The following is a 15852-nucleotide window of genomic DNA, read 5'->3' on the forward strand; positions in this document are numbered from 1 at the left end:
CTTTCTGATCGACTATCAATGCCCAAAGAGTCATACCGCTTGAAATTAAAATGAGCAAAACTAATATCCACTCGATTGACGACATCTAACCACCTCCTTTTCTAACACGGTTATTCCAAACAGAATACAGGCCATTAAACACAAATTCAGCAAGCACTTCCGCACGTCTAACAAAGCGAACATTGTCAAGAGCATACTGATAGATTCTCTCAAAATCAGTCATAGCAATTTCACTGGCTGTTTCAGAAAAACCTTCTCGTCTAAATTGATCTTGTACCAATCCCCAAATATAATCTCGATCATATTTTGTAACCTTTTCTACTTTTCTTTTCAAAATAGGTTGAGTATTCCTATCCTCCTCATCCTCAATAAATAAAGAATCAGTCTCACTATATTTAGTCTCACTAACTTCAGTCTCACTAGGGGCTGAATATGAGACGGGGGCCGTTTCATTTTCAACCTGCCCTAGTCTTTTTTTAACACTAGGCCTGTTGAAATCACCTACTGGGGTAGAAGATAATTCCCCTAAATAAATCTTATTAGCTAGTCTTCCTTTCTCACTTGAAGACTGTTGGACTTCATCAATTAAGTCATATTCTTTAAGAGTTTTTTTGATGGACAGTAATTTTGACTTCGAACAACCTAACAGTCTCATCAGTTTAGAATTAGAAAATACTAAATAAACCGCCCCTTCTTCATCTATCCAACCACGACTGAGAGATAATTCTAAACGATCTTTTAAAATAGAATAAGCCACCTTTACTTCTAGCTTCATATCCATATATTTCTCATCCTCAAAAAGAATTTTAGGTAATTTATAATACCGTTCTGAAGTTTGGTATTGATTTGCGGTAATTCGTTTCATAGCGCTCCTCCAAGTTCTTTGAGTATTAAATCTCCACTTGATTCCAATCGAACCAAGCCACTTTTTTCCAATTCAGCCATAAGAGATATGGCCTCAACAATATCTATTCCCATTTCACGTACTAAAAATGAAATGACAATATAGCGTGATGATTGTAATTCTTTTGTCATTTTCCCTCCTGAAAATAAAAAAAAGGAGAACAATATACAAATGTTCTCTCTTTAGATAAATATTTATTGTTGTATTCATTTTTCCGATGCGCAAACGACATCTACAAATACATATACATCTATGTGACTTTTTAGGACTTTTTTGACGTCAAAATTGCCTTTATCTACAAAGACAAAATGCTTGTAAAATAGCTTAAAATCAAGGATTTTCACCCTTTTTTTCGTTGTAGCAACACTACACACTCCACGTGGTGCGTTTGAGGGAATAAGTCCACCGGCTGGACTTTCTTCAATTCATAACCTAACTCTTGATAGAGTTTGATATCACGCGCCATGGTGGCGACGTTACAGGAGATATAGGCGATGCGGTCAGCGCCTGTTTGGGCACTTGCTTTGATAAAGCTTTCGGTCAAGCCCTTGCGTGGTGGGTCGACTAGGATGGCGGTTGGTTGGATGCCTTCCTTGAGCCAATTCTTCATAGCATTTTCTGCTGTATCGCAGACATAATGGGCATTGGTGATGCCATTTAGACTAGCATTCTTCTGGCTATTCTCCACAGCTTCAGGGATGACTTCTACGCCATAGACTTCCTTGACGTGCTTGGCAACGGATAAGCCAATGGTCCCAATTCCGGAGTAGGCATCAATCACGACATCATCTTCTCTTAACTCCGCAAAGTCAATGGCTGTCTGATAGAGCTTCTCTGCCATTTCGGTATTGACCTGGTAAAAGGCTGGCCCAGAGATTTGGAAGCTATTGCCCAACATTTGATCGGTAATGTAATCTTGGCCATAAAGCGTACGCCATTCTTTCCCAAAAATAGCATTGGTATTCTGGTCGTTGATATTTTGCATAACGGATTTGATGGCTGGAAATTGCTTGATCAACTGCTCGATCAACTGGTCCACACGGAAAACCTTGGGACGAGTAGTGACCAAAATGACCATGATTTCTCCTGAATGATGCCCTCGGCGAACCACGAGATTGCGAATCAAGCCAGATTGTTCCCTTTCATCATAAGGCTTGAGGTCAAACCGACGAATCAAATCTCGAAGAGCCAAGACCACTTGGTCAATGACTGGATCTTGGATATAGAAATCTTCAATCGGCATCAAATTATGAGAGTTCTTGCGAAAGAAGCCTGTCTCCACCTGACCATTGACACGACGAACAGGCACTTGGGCCTTGTTACGATACTGGACGGGATGGTCCATCCCCAAGGTCAGGGGCACTTCGATATCAGAGATTCCTGCCATCTTGTAGAGACTATCCTTGACCTGTTTGGCCTTGAATTTCAGCTGCTCCGAATAAGCCAGGTGGCCCAAGTCAGCAATGCCGCTTCGCAAGTAAGCCAGGTCCAGTTCCTCATTGCGGTGAGGAGATTTTTCCAAGTACTCCTCTACTTTTCCGTAGCCGATCTTCTTATTGACCTTGAGCACGCGCATGCGGATGACTTCTCCTGGCAAGGCATTTTCCACAAAAAAGACCAAGCCATCGACCTTAGCCACTCCTGCTCCTTCGTGGGTCAAATCGACAATCTCAACGTCTACAATTTCATTTTTCTTTAACATGGTATTCAATCTTTCTACAAATTAAAAGGGATGGAGTTTTCAAAACTCCTATCCCTTAATTATATCATCTTAAGCCCATTTGGGACAATTTCTTTTTATAAGCATCGAAATCGACCAGCAAGCCTTGACCACCATACATATCGTAGGCATCGACCCAATCCCCATTTTCTGGAATGGTGATGCGTTCAATCCCCTTGCTGGCACTTCCGACTAAGCCAATCCCGTTGGTCAATAGGAAGGAGAAGGGTACATTGGTAGAGGTCATAGCGAAGACCTTTCCTAGTGCTTCAGATCCAGTAAAGAGCTTGGTTGGATCCTTGATTTGGTGCACAATGGCAGACATGACTTCTTGTTGGCGTCTTGTCCGTCCAAAGTCGCCCTCATCATCTTTACGGAAACGAGCATAGTTGAGGAGGGTCCGGCCATCCATCCGTTGTTTTCCGACCTTAATGGTCTGATTCGGAACGACCCCATCCTTCATATTCAAGTCATCAGGGACTTCAACCTCAGAGACGGTTTCACCATCAATAGTAGAGAACTGAGCATTCATCTCCACCCCATTCGGGAAAAGGGTATCAATCGCTGTCGCAAAGGTTTGGAAATCGACCATGGCATAGTATTGGATATCAATATCAAAGTTATCTTTAAGCATTTGACGGACCAACTCTGCCCCTTGGTTGTTATTCTGCTCTCCAATGGTGAAGGCCGTATTCAACTTCTGGTCATAATAATCTTGATATTCTGGATCCGTTTGTTGGCTTACGCCATCGATATGTACCAAAGTATCTCGCATAAAGCTAACCATTTTCACCTTGCCGTCCTTGTTGTTGACATTGACCACCATGATGGAGTCCGTTCGCGTCTCAGACGAGCTTTCCCCGATTCGACCATCTGTTCCCAAGATCAGGATATTGACTCCGTCTTTGGTCTTCTGGCCGTTAAAATACTCTTTAACAGCTGGTTGGGCATTGGTACCACCAGGTTTGCTATTCAAGCCTTTGAGAAACATAAAGACCATCCCACCAAGGACCAACAAGAAGAAGATAGCTATCCATTTTAAAATACGTTTGAAGCGAATTTTGCTTCCTTTCTTCCGTTTGGGAAGGGGTGCTACTTCCTCTCGGTTCTTTTTATTGGTTTTGGATTTGTCCTTCCGGCTACGTGATGGATAGACTGGTAATTCGTCATAATTGTCTTCCCCTCTACTTGAAGGAGCAACAAACTCCTCTGCTCTTGCTGAAACGGTGTTTTCTTGGAAATGTCCCTCTGATTTATTTTTTAGGTACTTATATTCCAACCGCTCCTTTTCATTCAGGTAATGGTAGTTGGAATAAAGATAATCCAATCTTTTTTGTTCATGATAGGACAAGTTTTCTGATACTCTACTCATACGTTCTCCGTTTCATTGTCATTTAGCTCATAGACCCAATAGTGGCCTAAGGTTTTGATAGATACCCCCAGGGACTCCAGTTCTTGATAAGCGGATGCAAACAGTGATTCGTCAGCATCCACCACATCGACGATAAAAAAATACTCCCCTAGGGCCGTTTTTAAAGGACGACTTTCAATTTTTGTTAAATTTAATTCTCTTGAAGCAAATGTAGATAGTGCCTGGCATAAGGAGCCCGCAATATTACTTGGTAAGGTAATCGCCAAACTATCTTTACTAGCAGCTTTCTTCAGCGAGCGACTGCCTTCAAAAGGTCGCTGACCAAGAATCCAAAAGCGGGTGAAATTTTGATCCATTTCCTGAATATTACTAGCTACCACTTCCAAACCATATTCATCCTTGGCCTCCAAAGGCGCAATGGCTGCAATAGGAAGTTCCGGATGTTGAGAGACATATCGAGCCGCATAGGAAGTCGAAGTTGTCATCTCTAATCTGGCTTGAGGGAAATGCTCCTGTACATAGGCTTTCCCTTGGGCTAATGCTTGAGGATGCGAATAGATCACTTCAATGGCTTGATACTGCTTAACTGCTAAGAGTTGTTGCTTAATAGGATAGACCACTTCTGCAATAGCCTGGAAACGAGCCTGGTGAAAGAGGTAGTCAATCGTCTCATGGACACTACCTTCGATAGAGTTCTCAACAGGGATAACCGCATAATCTACTTGGTCGGACTCATAAGCTTTGATCACTTCTGTGATAGACCCGTAAGGGCATAAGGTAGCCTCTTCAAAACTTTCAAGGGCTACATGGTGGGTAAAGGATCCCTTAGGACCGAGATAAGCTACAAGCATCGGATGATCTCCACAATTTCTTCTGGTGTCTTATCAGCAACATCAATCACATGTGTGGCTACTTCTTCATAAAGGGGCAGGCGTTGCTCATACAAGGCACGAAACTCTTCTGGTTTTTTATTAAGAAAGAGGGGGCGCTTAGTTGCAGGATCCGCAGCCAGTCTTTGATAAAGCCGCTCAAAATCAATCCGTAAATAAATATTACAAGGATTCTTCTTGAGAAGCTTGCGATTTTCTGGTTTCAGGACGATGCCTCCACCAGTTGAAATGACCGAGCTCTCTTGATTGAGTAACTCATGCAACAAAAGCGACTCTTGCTGGCGAAAACTGTCTTCTCCATAGCGAGCAAAATAGTCAGAAATCGGCATTTCTAAGCTTTGGACCAAGAGTGCATCCATATCTGCAAAAGCTGGATCCAATAAAGAGCCAATGGTCGTTTTCCCTGCTCCCATAAAGCCGAGTAGTACTTTAGGCATGAGACACCTTTTCTAAATCTGCAAAGAAGGTAGGATAGCTGGTATTAATAGCTTCAGCACGCGTAAGTTCCACTTCACCTTCTCTTACAAGCAGGGCTGCAATAGCTCCCAACATGCCGATCCGGTGGTCACCAAAGGTTTGCAGGCTAGCACCATGTAAGGGCGTTTTCCCCTCAATAATCATCCCGTCCTCTGTTGGGGTGATGTTAGCCCCCATGGCATTTAGACTCTCTGCCACTACTTGGATGCGATCTGTTTCCTTGACTTTCAATTCTTCAGCATCTTTGATAATGGTTTGGCTAGAAGCCTGGGTAGCCAAAAGGGCAATGATTGGAAGCTCATCAATCAAGCGAGGAATCAAATCACCCGAAATTTCTGTTCCATGGAGGTCGGAAGTCTCTACGACAAGCGTCGCAGCCTTAGCAAGGGGATCAACATCCAATATTTGAAGCTTGCCACCCATTTTTTCAATAACCTCTAGGATACCTGTACGAGTCTCATTGATCCCGACATTCTCTAGACGAATCTGACTATTAGGGACAATCAAACCAGCTACCAACCAAAAGGCTGCACTGGAAATATCACCTGGTACCGTCACCTCACAGGCTTGGAAGCTTTGAGGCCCACGTAGGCGAATTTCTTTGCCCTTCACGCTGATATGGCCACCGAACTGCTGGATCATATCTTCGGTGTGATTCCGCGTTAGCTCCTTCTCCAAAATAACCGACTCCCCTTCTGCTTGCATGGCAGCAAATAGAAGAGCTGACTTGACCTGAGCAGAGGCTACCGGTAATGAATAGTGGATTGGTTGTAACTCTTTTGTTCCATGAAGGCGAAGGGGCAACATGTCTCGATCTGTTTGACCCTGGACAGTGACTCCCATCTCTCGAAGGGGGATCGCCACTCGATCCATTGGTCGTTTGGACAAGCTGTCATCTCCAACCATGGTGACTGGAAAAGGACTTCCTGCTAAGACACCCGCTATCAATCGAGTGGAGGTGCCTGAGTTCCCCATATCCAGATCATTCTTAGGTTGTTGAAAGGCTTCAAAACCTTTCCCCTCGATGGTGATCACTTGACCATCATCTTGGATAGAGACACCTAAGTCTCTAAATACTTGAATAGTGGATAAGACATCTTCACCACGTAGGATATCATAGACCTTAGTGGTTCCATGCGCAAGGCTTCCAAAGATAATCGAACGATGACTGATCGATTTATCTCCTGGAACACGAATGATTCCATTTAAACCCTTACAATTCGTTTGTAATTTCATGGCTTACCCCTTCAAGCTTTTCTAAAAATTTTACCATAAAAAACAGCCATTTTCAACGTTCACTTGGAAGGTCCTCTAAGATGGGAGAGAAAAAGAGGTGGGCTCTCCACCTCTCCCTTATTTAAATAAATCTTGAACTGGATCAAAAATAATCCGTTCAATATCTCCTAGATAAACAGACAATTGCTGTTGTTTGGTGAAAAACTCATTTACAATTGGGTTTCCTTGTAATTTCCCAGCAAAGTCCTGCATCTTCTTTTGTTGGTCTTCGGTTGGCATTTGTCCAGACTGGATGACTCCATGAATTTCTTGTTGGAAAGTCAGGTAGTCTCCGAATAACGCTTTTGCATCGGCATCGGCATCAATGGCTTCCTTACTAGCAAGGACAGCCTTGTATTCTGGTAAGTCACGAATTCCGCGTGACAACTCATTGGCTAGATCATAAATATTTGACATGTGATTTCTCCTTAACGATTTGGTTTTGTTCTATTATACAAAGATTCTGGTAGATCTTGCGGTAGAAACTGCTATTTTTGTAAAAATCCTACTTAGGACCTATTTGATCACCACACTATAATCCGTTTTCTCGGTGATCAAGGCTTCAGCCCGCGCTTGATCTGTAGCCGTCTTAAAGGAAATCTGAAGAATCCCGTAGACATCTTCCCGGTTTTCTTCATTGATATGAATATTGACCAAGGAGGTACCACGAAGCAATTCAAGGATCCGAAGGATGACATCTTCTTCGTCTGGGACATCCACAAAAATATCGAAGGTGCTTTCCACCCCTCCTCTCTTATGGATCTGCATATGTTGCCGTTGCTCTCGACTATGGTCAAAGAAGTCCCAAATCGCTTCTTCTTGCCCTTGTCTGATCATGTCGGCAACTTGCTCAAGACGATCCCGAAAATCTGCTATCCGATCGAGGACAGCAGCTGGATTAGATAGCAAAACTGAGGTCCACATACTTGGCTCACTCTCCGCAATCCGCGTCATATCACGAAATCCCCCTGCAGCAAAGCGACCTGTTAGGCTGTGATCTTCTGTATAAGCAGCTGCTTGTCCCATCAGGGTAGCTGCCAATACGTGAGGAAAGTGGCTGATTTGAGAAGTGACCCGATCGTGTTCTATTGGATCTACCTCGATGAAACGGGCTTTAAGCCCTGAGAGGAGATCCTTCAATTCCAAGACCGCACTGGGATCAGTCGCAGTTGTTGGCGTAAAAATGTAGCAGGCATTTTCAAAGAGAGTAGAGTCAGCTGACGCAGCTCCTGTCTTGTGACTCCCTGCCATGGGATGTCCGCCGACAAAACGGACTGGCAGATGATTAAAAACTTCTTGACCAGCTTCTACAATGGCCCCCTTGGTAGAGCCCACATCTGTCACAATGACTCCTTCTTTCAGTGACATTCTCGCCAGTTGCTGAAAGGTTTGGATGGTTTGCTTGACAGGTAAGGAGACGATGATGACATCTGCACGACTAGCAAACTCTTCCAAATCAGCCGTCACCTCATCAACAATTCCCTTTTTCAGAGCAATATCCCGTGAGGCTTGACTGCGATTATAACCTAGTAGGGTGACTTGAGGATGGGCTTTTCGGATGCCCATGGCTAACGAAGCGCCAATCAGTCCTAGACCGACGATATAAACAACCTTTTCTTCCATCTATTTCTCCAGTTAGAAAGCTTTGGTATAGGCCCGATGACACTTGACAGCCTCCTTCAATTCTTCCAGATTATCAGAAGAGAACTTGTCCAAGACTTCTGTGGCTAAGACCGTTGCAACCACAGCTTCCATGACAACCCCTGCAGCCGGAAGTGCTGTTGGGTCACTCCTCTCCACTGTTGCCTTATACGGTTCGTGCGTTTCAATATCGACACTCATGAGGGGTTTATAAAGAGTTGGGATTGGTTTCATTACTCCACGGACGATAATCGGCTCTCCATTGGTCATGCCACCTTCAAATCCGCCCAGATGATTGGTTCGACGAGTATACCCATCTTTCTCAGACCAGAGAATTTCGTCCATGACTTGACTGCCTTTGAGACGACCAGCTTCAAATCCTAGCCCGAACTCTACACCTTTAAAGGCATTGATAGAGACAACCCCTTGAGCGATTTTGGCATCCAATTTCTTGTCCCATTGGACAAAAGATCCCAGACCGACAGGCACTCCACCTACAATCGTTTCAACGATCCCTCCGATGGTTTCCCCTTCTTTCTTCACACTATCGATATAGGCCTTGATTTCCTCTTCTCGCTCTCGATTGACGATGGAAACTTCTGACTGAGCGACCGCTTCCTTGATTTGGGAAACTGTTAGATTTTCCGGAACCTCTACTTCGATGCCACCGAAATTGACAATATGGCTGGCTACTTGAACCCCAATCTCTTCCAATAAACGTTTGGCTACTGCACCTACTGCTACCAGCATGGTTGTTTCCCGAGCCGATGACCGTTCCAAAGAATTTCGCAAGTCATCGAAACGGTACTTGATGCCACCGACCAAATCGGCGTGGCCTGGACGAGGCTTGGTAATTTTCCGGAGTCCCTTCTTCTTTTCCTCCACATCACTAACAGACATGATCTCCAACCATTTTTGATGGTCTAGATTGGTGACATTCAAGGTGATAGGACCTCCCATGGTCAAGCCATGGCGAACACCTGACGTGATCTCGACCTGATCGCTTTCAATCTTCATCCGTGCTCCACGACCGTAGCCTCCCTGGCGGCGTTTTAATTCGACATTGATATAATCAGCTGTCAATGGGAGCCCTGCTGGCACTCCTTCGATAATAGCTGTTAGTCGTGGTCCGTGTGATTCTCCTGCTGTTAAATAACGCATGCTATCTCCTTTGTCGCTTTCTAGTGTAAGAAGTCTCTCATTTCTTCCAACGGGACTGGATGGATCTGACAGGTTCCAATTTCTTGTACCAAAACGAGTTTCAATTGATTTCCCCTCGCCTTCTTGTCTAAGGTCAAGGCCTGATAAAGCTTTTCCTTATCCCAAGTATGGAATTCTACTGGTAAGCCAAATTTTTGACACATTTGCCGGATAGCCTGCGTTAAACCGGCTTGAATCAATCCCTTGGCTTCTGCTACCTTAGTGACTTGCACCATTCCTATCGCTACGGCTTCTCCGTGCATGATCTGGCCATAACCGGCTGTTGCTTCGATCGCATGGCCAAGGGTATGACCAAAATTCAGATATAGGCGAATGCCCTGGTCTAACTCATCTTCGACGACCATCTTGCGCTTGACTTGACAGGAATGGGCAATCAAGGATTCTGCATGCTCATAAATAGACTCAATGGAGCCATCCATTTGATCCAGTTCTTCCCACAAGGCAGGATCTTCGATGAGACCGTACTTAATGACTTCCCCCATGCCCTCGATCAACTCGCGCTGGCCAAGAGTCCGCAGCACTTCAGGGTCAATCAATACCCCATCCGGTTGGGCAAAGGTTCCTACCATGTTTTTAGCATAGAGTGTATTGACTCCGGTCTTACCTCCGATAGAGGAGTCAACCTGCGCTGTCAAACTAGTCGGTACTTGAACGAAATGAATGCCCCTCATATAGGTGGAAGCTACAAAGCCAGCTAGATCACCAACAACGCCACCACCAAGAGCAAGAATGCCGTCTGATCGTGTCATCCCATTTTTCGCTAAAAATTCATAGACTTTCTGGACGGTCGTCAAATTTTTACTAGCTTCTCCTTCTAGGAACTCATAGCTAATTACTGTAAATCCTTCACTTTCAAGGCTTTTTACCACCTGACTTGCATAAAGAGACCCCACATGGTTGTCTGTTATGACTGCTACTTTTTGAGCTTTCCATAATTGACTGAGCCAGGTTCCAACCTTTTGGATCGCTCCATTCTCAATGACAATCTCATAACCATTCTTTGGTAGATCAACATTCACCTTCATAAGGATCTCCTTTCAAATCCATGTGAAAAAGATTACAATTTCACTATTGTATAAAAAGAGAAAACAGAGCATACTTGATTAAGTTTTTCTGTTTTCTTCCATCATTTTTCTAATACATAATCTGGGTATTCCAATTTCAACGCTTGCCAGACTTCCTCTTCCGGGAAAGTTTTATCCGTCATCAGTTCGAAGGCAACGGCAGCTTGATGGAAGAGCATTCCCAAGCCATTTAAGGTTTTTGCCCCTTGTTCTTCAGCTAATTGAAGAAAAGGTGTCTTGGCAGGAAAATAAGCTAAATCAGCCACTAGACAACCTTTAGGAAAGATAAAGTCTTTCGGAATAGGGAGAGAAGACCCGTCCATTCCAAGTCCTGTAGCATTAATCAATAAATCCGTCCCCTCTATCGTTGCATTCAACTGATCCTGACTGGATAAGTCATGAAGGAAAATTGAAACATCAAGAGTTTCGGATAGTGGAGCAAAGATAGCCTGATACTTATCTAAACTTTCTGAACGAACAAATAAATGAATCTCGCCAACTCCTTGGCGAATAGCCTCTACAACAATAGCAGTCGCAGCCCCACCCGCTCCTAAAAGGACGAGTTTCTTATTCCTTATCGAAAAAGTCTTAGGGAGACTCTTTAGAAAACCAAGTCCGTCTGTGTTGTAGCCTGTTAAACGACCATCTTTCTGAACAATTGTATTGACCGAACCAATAAGTTGCGCGCTTCCATCTACCTGATCTAAAAATGGCAAGACCTTTTTCTTGTAAGGCATGGAAATATTAGCGCCCAACATATCCAGTACCCGTAACTGTTGAAGACTTTGTTCGACTTGTTCTTCTTCCACTTCCCATGCTAGGTAGACTGCATTGGTCGCGGTTAATTGGTAAGCCCGGTTGTGAATAAAGGGTGAGATACTATGACGAATGGGCTTGGCAATCACGGCCGCCATTCGCGTATAGCCATCAATCTTCATCTAAGATCTCCCGAATCTTGTGCATGCTGGACAAGCTAATTTGACCTGGTGCACTTTGCTCTCCTACACTAGCATAGGACCAAACAGAACCAGTTAAATCGGCAGCAATGCGAGAGATTCGGCCGATTTTCCCCATAGAAATGGTAACGAACTCTTGTTCTGGATTAAGCGTCTTAAAGCCACGTGTATAGTTCATTAGATCGAGAACATCCTGCTCGGTATGAGCCATCACAGATACCTTGACCAATTTCGGTGTAAAGCTGGTTAATTCAGACATAATCTCCATCATATTTTCAGGGGTTTCCTGGAAATTATGGTAGCTTAAGCAAAGATTGGAATAATCCATCATCTGATTAAATTCGGCCTGATGACCAAAGTACTCAAAATCGACATAATCCGGATGGTAGATGTTGTTGATATCATGGATAAGCGCTACGTACTCTTCACCAGAAAGTTCAATTTCTCCTCCCTGCTCCCGTGTCCGTAGCGTAAATAAAATCTCACGGCCTGCAAATTTTTCAAAGATGGCAGGCGCCACTTGTAAGATATCATTTTTGTCTAAATAATCCGCACGCCATTCAATGACATCTGCATCCTGATAACGACTGGCATCAATGGCCTGTGCTTCTTCAAAATTTCTTGGCATTACAGAAACGACTAATTTCATTGATCCACCTTAATCGTAAAAACTTTCAAGTAATTACTACTTTCTTCCCTTTCATTGTATCGAAAATCAGCTGGAAGTCCTACTTCACTGATATAGCGATGCTTTTGGCCTTTGAAGCCCTTTTCAATTTCTTTCTTAAATTTATCCCGACTGACATTGGCAGCATTCGTACTAGCAATCAAAATTCCTTTTGGATTTAAAATCTCTAGGGACTGCTCAATCAGTTTGTGATAATCCTTCGCAACAGAGAAGGTACGCTTCTTATTGCGAGCAAAACTCGGCGGATCTAAAACGATCACATCATAAGTCAAGGCATGACGCTTGGCATACTTATAATAATCAAAAACATCCATGACGATAAAGCGGTGCTGGTCCAATGCTAGACCATTTGCCACAAAATGAGCTTCAGATAGTTCGCGACTCCGCTTAGCCAAATCAACAGAGGTTGTTTCTACTGCTCCGCCCATGGCCGCTGCTACCGAAAAAGCCGCCGTGTAGGAAAACATATTGAGTAAGGATTTACCTGCAGCTAAGCCATCTACTAAACTAGCACGCACATCGTGTTGGTCCAAGAAAATCCCTGTCATCAAGCCATCATTCAGAAAGACTTGGTAGCGAACACCATTTTCCAAAATCAAAAACTGCTCTGGAGCTTCTTGACCAAAAAGATGGGCTGACTCATAACCTGGATCCTTAAAACGGATTTTTTCATATCCTCCCAAGACCTCTGGAAAAACTTCTTGAAAAGCCGTAACAAGAAGCTCTCTGATTTGATAAACAAAGGCATTGTAGATAGAAAAAACAGCATAATCTCCATAGAGATCAATGGTCAAGCCACCAAATCCGTCGCCTTCTTGATTAAAAATTCTAAAAGCTGTATCCAATTCCGACTGATAGTAAGACTGACGTTTTGACTTAGCCTCAGCAAATAAGTAACCAAAGTAAGCCTGATCCAAGGTGATTTTTTTGGTAGAAATGACCCAACCAAGCCCCTTGTTTTGCTCTGAAAGATAGCCTGTCCCTAGAAAATGACCTGAAGCTGTGACCAGATCGACCACCTCATTGTCAAAAGGGAGTTGTTCAAAATCACTCTTCTCTAAAATCTTATAACCTTTATGGATTTTTTTCTCAACTTGTCGGTTAATTGTCAGCTTTTTCATACTTCTATTGTATCAAAATTTTCAAAAATTCACAAAGTCTCCTACTTAAGAATCCTATTATCAAGGAAGTATTCACCATCTTTTTAAACAATCTCACTTCTTTTATTTAGCTAATGATCACCAATACCAACCATACTCTTTTTTAACATCATTATTTACTTGCTTTATTTCAAAACGTTTTAAATTATGGTATACTGTTGTAAGAAAATTTTTAGGAAATAAGGCAAGGAAGTATATTTTTGTGAAAAAAATTACCAAAACGATACTCGATGCTATGAGTACCAGACTAGGATTTGTCTTTACCCTACTGTTGCTTTATTGGTTTAAAACCATGTGGGCCTATGCAGTAGACTTTAATCTAGATATTCAAGGCTTTTATCAGGTTTTTCTTGCAGTGATTAACCCGATTCCACTCAGCCTCTTATTCATCGGTCTCGCTTTTTATATTAAGAGAACCAAACTCTTTTATTTGCTATCTTTTAGCATCTATGTCATTTTATTTATCTGGTTGATTTCCAACTCGATTTATTATCGTGAGTTTACTGACTTCGTAACGGTTAATACCATGCTGGCCTCTAGTAAGGTTTCCGCTGGTCTTGGAGCTGCAGCCTTAGAATTATTCCGTCCCTGGGATATTATCTATATTTTAGACTTCCCGATTCTAGCTTTCCTCTTCTTAAAGAAATTGGTCAAACTAGATCACCGTCCCTTTAACAAACGGGCAAGTTTTGCAGTGACTTCGCTCTCTGCTATGCTCTTCTCTGCCAACCTTTTCTTGGCAGAGATTGACCGTCCGGAATTGTTAACGCGTGGCTTCTCCAACTACTATGTAGTTCGTGCGCTTGGTTTACCTGCCTTTTTGGGTTACAGTGCCAACCAGACTTACATGGCCAATAAAGAACGCTCAAAGGCTTCTGAAGTTGACCTGAAACCGGTTGAAGAGTATGTTGCTAGCCATTATGCTCAACCAAACCCTGAAACCTTTGGACTTGCTAAAGGTCGTAATGTTATCTATATCCATTTGGAAAGCTTCCAACAATTCTTGATCGACTATAAATTGAAAGTCGATGGCAAAGAATACGAAGTGACCCCTTTTATCAACTCGCTCTACCATTCAAACGAAACCTTTGCATTTGCCAATGTCTTCAACCAGGTAAAAGCTGGTAAAACATCGGATGCAGAAACCATGATTGAGACTGGCTTGTTCGGTTTGAACCAAGGTTCCTTTATGGTGAACTACGGTGGGACCAATACCCAGCAAGCAGCTCCTTTCATTCTTTCTAAGAATGGCTACCAATCCAGTGCAGTTTTCCACGGAAATGCCGGAAGCTTCTGGAACCGTAATACAGCCTACAAACAATGGGGCTACCATTACTTCTTTGATGCCTCCTATTTTACCAAGCAAGATGATACAAACTCCTTCCAGTATGGACTTAATGATAAGATCATGTTGAAGGATTCTATCAAGTACTTGGAACACATGCAACAACCGTTTTATACTAAGTTCATTACCGTTTCTAACCACTATCCTTATACAACCAGTCTGATTGGTGACGAAATTGGCTTCCCTCTTGCAGAGACGCAAGATGAAACCATTAATGGCTATTTCGCAACAGCCAACTACTTGGATGCTTCCATCAAGGCCTTCTTCGATTATCTCAAAGCTTCTGGTCTTTATGAGAACTCCATTATTGTTCTGTACGGGGACCACTACGGTATTTCTAATTCTCGAAATCCAGCTCTGGCTCCTTTGCTAGATAAGAACTCTGAAACTTGGTCTAGTTATGACAATGCCATGTTGCAACGCGTACCGTATATGGTGGTCATTCCTGGTATGGACAAGGGGAAAGTGATTGAGACCTATGGTGGAGAGATTGATATGCTTCCAACATTAGAACACTTGTTAGGAATTGATTCTAAGAACTTCCTTCAAGTTGGTCAAGACTTGTTATCTCCAAATCATAGCCAAATCGTAGCTTTCCGTTCTGCTAACTACTTTGTGACTCCTGAGTATACAAGTTACAGTGGCCGGACCTATTACACCAAGACTGGTGAAGAAATCACCAATCCTGACGAATCAACGAAAGAGCAACTGGATAAAATCCGTGAGGCAGCGAATCTACAACTCAAGATTAGTGATAGTATCCAAACAGGAGACCTCTTACGATTCTATACAGGAAATGATCTTGGTAAAGTCAACCCGGATGACTACTCCTACAATAACTCGATGAAAGCATTGAAGAAAATTGAAAAAGAAAAAGGGGATGCCTCAACCAGCCTCTATAGCCAAAAAGGCAATCAGTCAACAGTGGATCTCTTCAAAGCGCCAAGCTATAAGGAACTCCACCCTGAACAGTTCAGTTCATCTTCTTCAAGTGAAGATTCCAGCTCAAGTAGTTCTAGCTCATCTTCATCAGAAAAAAAATGAGAGTGGGACAGAAATCGGTAATTCGTTAGAATTCGATTTCGTCGTCACACCTCCACACAGTTGAGTAGGGCTGTAAAAGCTGATGAAATCAGCGT

15 protein-coding genes are annotated in these 15852 nt (G+C 43.0%); 1 reads left to right on the forward strand and 14 read right to left on the reverse strand.

Features of this window, described 5'->3' with window-relative positions:
• Positions 1–85 precede the first annotated feature (85 nt).
• The 14 genes from ADF75_RS03155 to ADF75_RS03215 form a co-directional block, all read right to left on the reverse strand.
• On the reverse strand, positions 86–865 hold the full coding sequence (locus tag ADF75_RS03155; protein ID WP_048789107.1) for a replication initiator protein A: 780 nt from the start codon (positions 863–865) through the stop codon (positions 86–88).
• On the reverse strand, positions 862–1035 hold the full coding sequence (locus ADF75_RS10420; RefSeq protein WP_000159607.1) for a hypothetical protein: 174 nt from the start codon (positions 1033–1035) through the stop codon (positions 862–864). Before ADF75_RS10420 ends, ADF75_RS03155 begins: the two co-directional genes overlap by 4 nt.
• 209 nt (positions 1036–1244) lie before the next feature.
• The gene (rlmD, locus tag ADF75_RS03160; RefSeq protein WP_048789108.1) at positions 1245–2606 is read right to left on the reverse strand and encodes a 23S rRNA (uracil(1939)-C(5))-methyltransferase RlmD; all 1362 of its coding nucleotides are present in this window, start codon (positions 2604–2606) and stop codon (positions 1245–1247) included.
• 64 nt (positions 2607–2670) lie between these two features.
• Positions 2671–3996, reverse strand: a complete 1326-nt coding sequence (locus tag ADF75_RS03165) for an LCP family protein (protein ID WP_048789109.1) — start codon at positions 3994–3996, stop codon at positions 2671–2673.
• Positions 3993–4847, reverse strand: coding sequence for a prephenate dehydratase (gene pheA / locus ADF75_RS03170; protein ID WP_048789110.1), 855 nt, complete (start codon positions 4845–4847; stop codon positions 3993–3995). Before pheA ends, ADF75_RS03165 begins: the two co-directional genes overlap by 4 nt.
• Positions 4838–5323 (reverse strand): shikimate kinase, encoded by a 486-nt coding sequence (locus ADF75_RS03175; RefSeq protein ID WP_048789111.1) that lies wholly within the window; start codon positions 5321–5323, stop codon positions 4838–4840. Before ADF75_RS03175 ends, pheA begins: the two co-directional genes overlap by 10 nt.
• Positions 5316–6599 carry a 3-phosphoshikimate 1-carboxyvinyltransferase gene (gene aroA / locus ADF75_RS03180; RefSeq protein ID WP_048789112.1) on the reverse strand — a complete coding sequence of 428 codons (1284 nt, stop codon included), beginning with the start codon at positions 6597–6599 and terminating at the stop codon, positions 5316–5318. Before aroA ends, ADF75_RS03175 begins: the two co-directional genes overlap by 8 nt.
• Positions 6600–6716: 117 nt before the next feature.
• Entirely contained in the window at positions 6717–7055 is a 339-nt protein-coding gene (locus tag ADF75_RS03185) for a YlbF/YmcA family competence regulator (protein WP_048789113.1), read from the reverse strand.
• Between the two features lie 99 nt (positions 7056–7154).
• Positions 7155–8261 carry a prephenate dehydrogenase gene (locus ADF75_RS03190; protein ID WP_048789114.1) on the reverse strand — a complete coding sequence of 369 codons (1107 nt, stop codon included), beginning with the start codon at positions 8259–8261 and terminating at the stop codon, positions 7155–7157.
• Positions 8262–8273: 12 nt separating this feature from the next.
• Positions 8274–9440, reverse strand: coding sequence for a chorismate synthase (gene aroC / locus ADF75_RS03195; protein WP_048789115.1), 1167 nt, complete (start codon positions 9438–9440; stop codon positions 8274–8276).
• Between the two features lie 20 nt (positions 9441–9460).
• Positions 9461–10525, reverse strand: a complete 1065-nt coding sequence (gene aroB, locus ADF75_RS03200) for a 3-dehydroquinate synthase (RefSeq protein WP_048789116.1) — start codon at positions 10523–10525, stop codon at positions 9461–9463.
• 101 nt (positions 10526–10626) lie between these two features.
• A complete protein-coding gene (gene aroE, locus ADF75_RS03205; protein ID WP_048789117.1) occupies positions 10627–11502 on the reverse strand; it encodes a shikimate dehydrogenase in 876 nt (291 codons plus the stop codon).
• On the reverse strand, positions 11492–12169 hold the full coding sequence (gene aroD, locus ADF75_RS03210) for a type I 3-dehydroquinate dehydratase (RefSeq protein ID WP_048688131.1): 678 nt from the start codon (positions 12167–12169) through the stop codon (positions 11492–11494). Before aroD ends, aroE begins: the two co-directional genes overlap by 11 nt.
• Positions 12166–13329 (reverse strand): class I SAM-dependent rRNA methyltransferase, encoded by a 1164-nt coding sequence (locus ADF75_RS03215; protein ID WP_048789118.1) that lies wholly within the window; start codon positions 13327–13329, stop codon positions 12166–12168. The genes aroD and ADF75_RS03215 overlap by 4 nt, the downstream gene beginning before the upstream one ends.
• Positions 13330–13570: 241 nt before the next feature.
• On the opposite strand from ADF75_RS03215, the gene ADF75_RS03220 reads away from it, so the two are divergent.
• Positions 13571–15757, forward strand: coding sequence for an LTA synthase family protein (locus ADF75_RS03220; RefSeq protein WP_048789119.1), 2187 nt, complete (start codon positions 13571–13573; stop codon positions 15755–15757).
• The last annotated feature ends 95 nt before the right edge of the window (positions 15758–15852 follow it).

The organism is Streptococcus sp. 1171_SSPC (assembly GCF_001069335.1).
In the GTDB taxonomy this organism is placed as follows: Bacteria; Bacillota; Bacilli; order Lactobacillales; family Streptococcaceae; genus Streptococcus; species Streptococcus xiaochunlingii.

Coding starts and splice junctions, on each gene's coding strand:
- ADF75_RS03155 (WP_048789107.1), bottom strand. CDS start 865: ATGAAACGAATTACCGCAAATCAATACCAAACTTCAGAACGGTATTAT.
- ADF75_RS10420 (WP_000159607.1), bottom strand. CDS start 1,035: ATGACAAAAGAATTACAATCATCACGCTATATTGTCATTTCATTTTTA.
- rlmD (WP_048789108.1), bottom strand. CDS start 2,606: ATGTTAAAGAAAAATGAAATTGTAGACGTTGAGATTGTCGATTTGACC.
- ADF75_RS03165 (WP_048789109.1), bottom strand. CDS start 3,996: ATGAGTAGAGTATCAGAAAACTTGTCCTATCATGAACAAAAAAGATTG.
- pheA (WP_048789110.1), bottom strand. CDS start 4,847: ATGCTTGTAGCTTATCTCGGTCCTAAGGGATCCTTTACCCACCATGTA.
- ADF75_RS03175 (WP_048789111.1), bottom strand. CDS start 5,323: ATGCCTAAAGTACTACTCGGCTTTATGGGAGCAGGGAAAACGACCATT.
- aroA (WP_048789112.1), bottom strand. CDS start 6,599: ATGAAATTACAAACGAATTGTAAGGGTTTAAATGGAATCATTCGTGTT.
- ADF75_RS03185 (WP_048789113.1), bottom strand. CDS start 7,055: ATGTCAAATATTTATGATCTAGCCAATGAGTTGTCACGCGGAATTCGT.
- ADF75_RS03190 (WP_048789114.1), bottom strand. CDS start 8,261: ATGGAAGAAAAGGTTGTTTATATCGTCGGTCTAGGACTGATTGGCGCT.
- aroC (WP_048789115.1), bottom strand. CDS start 9,440: ATGCGTTATTTAACAGCAGGAGAATCACACGGACCACGACTAACAGCT.
- aroB (WP_048789116.1), bottom strand. CDS start 10,525: ATGAAGGTGAATGTTGATCTACCAAAGAATGGTTATGAGATTGTCATT.
- aroE (WP_048789117.1), bottom strand. CDS start 11,502: ATGAAGATTGATGGCTATACGCGAATGGCGGCCGTGATTGCCAAGCCC.
- aroD (WP_048688131.1), bottom strand. CDS start 12,169: ATGAAATTAGTCGTTTCTGTAATGCCAAGAAATTTTGAAGAAGCACAG.
- ADF75_RS03215 (WP_048789118.1), bottom strand. CDS start 13,329: ATGAAAAAGCTGACAATTAACCGACAAGTTGAGAAAAAAATCCATAAA.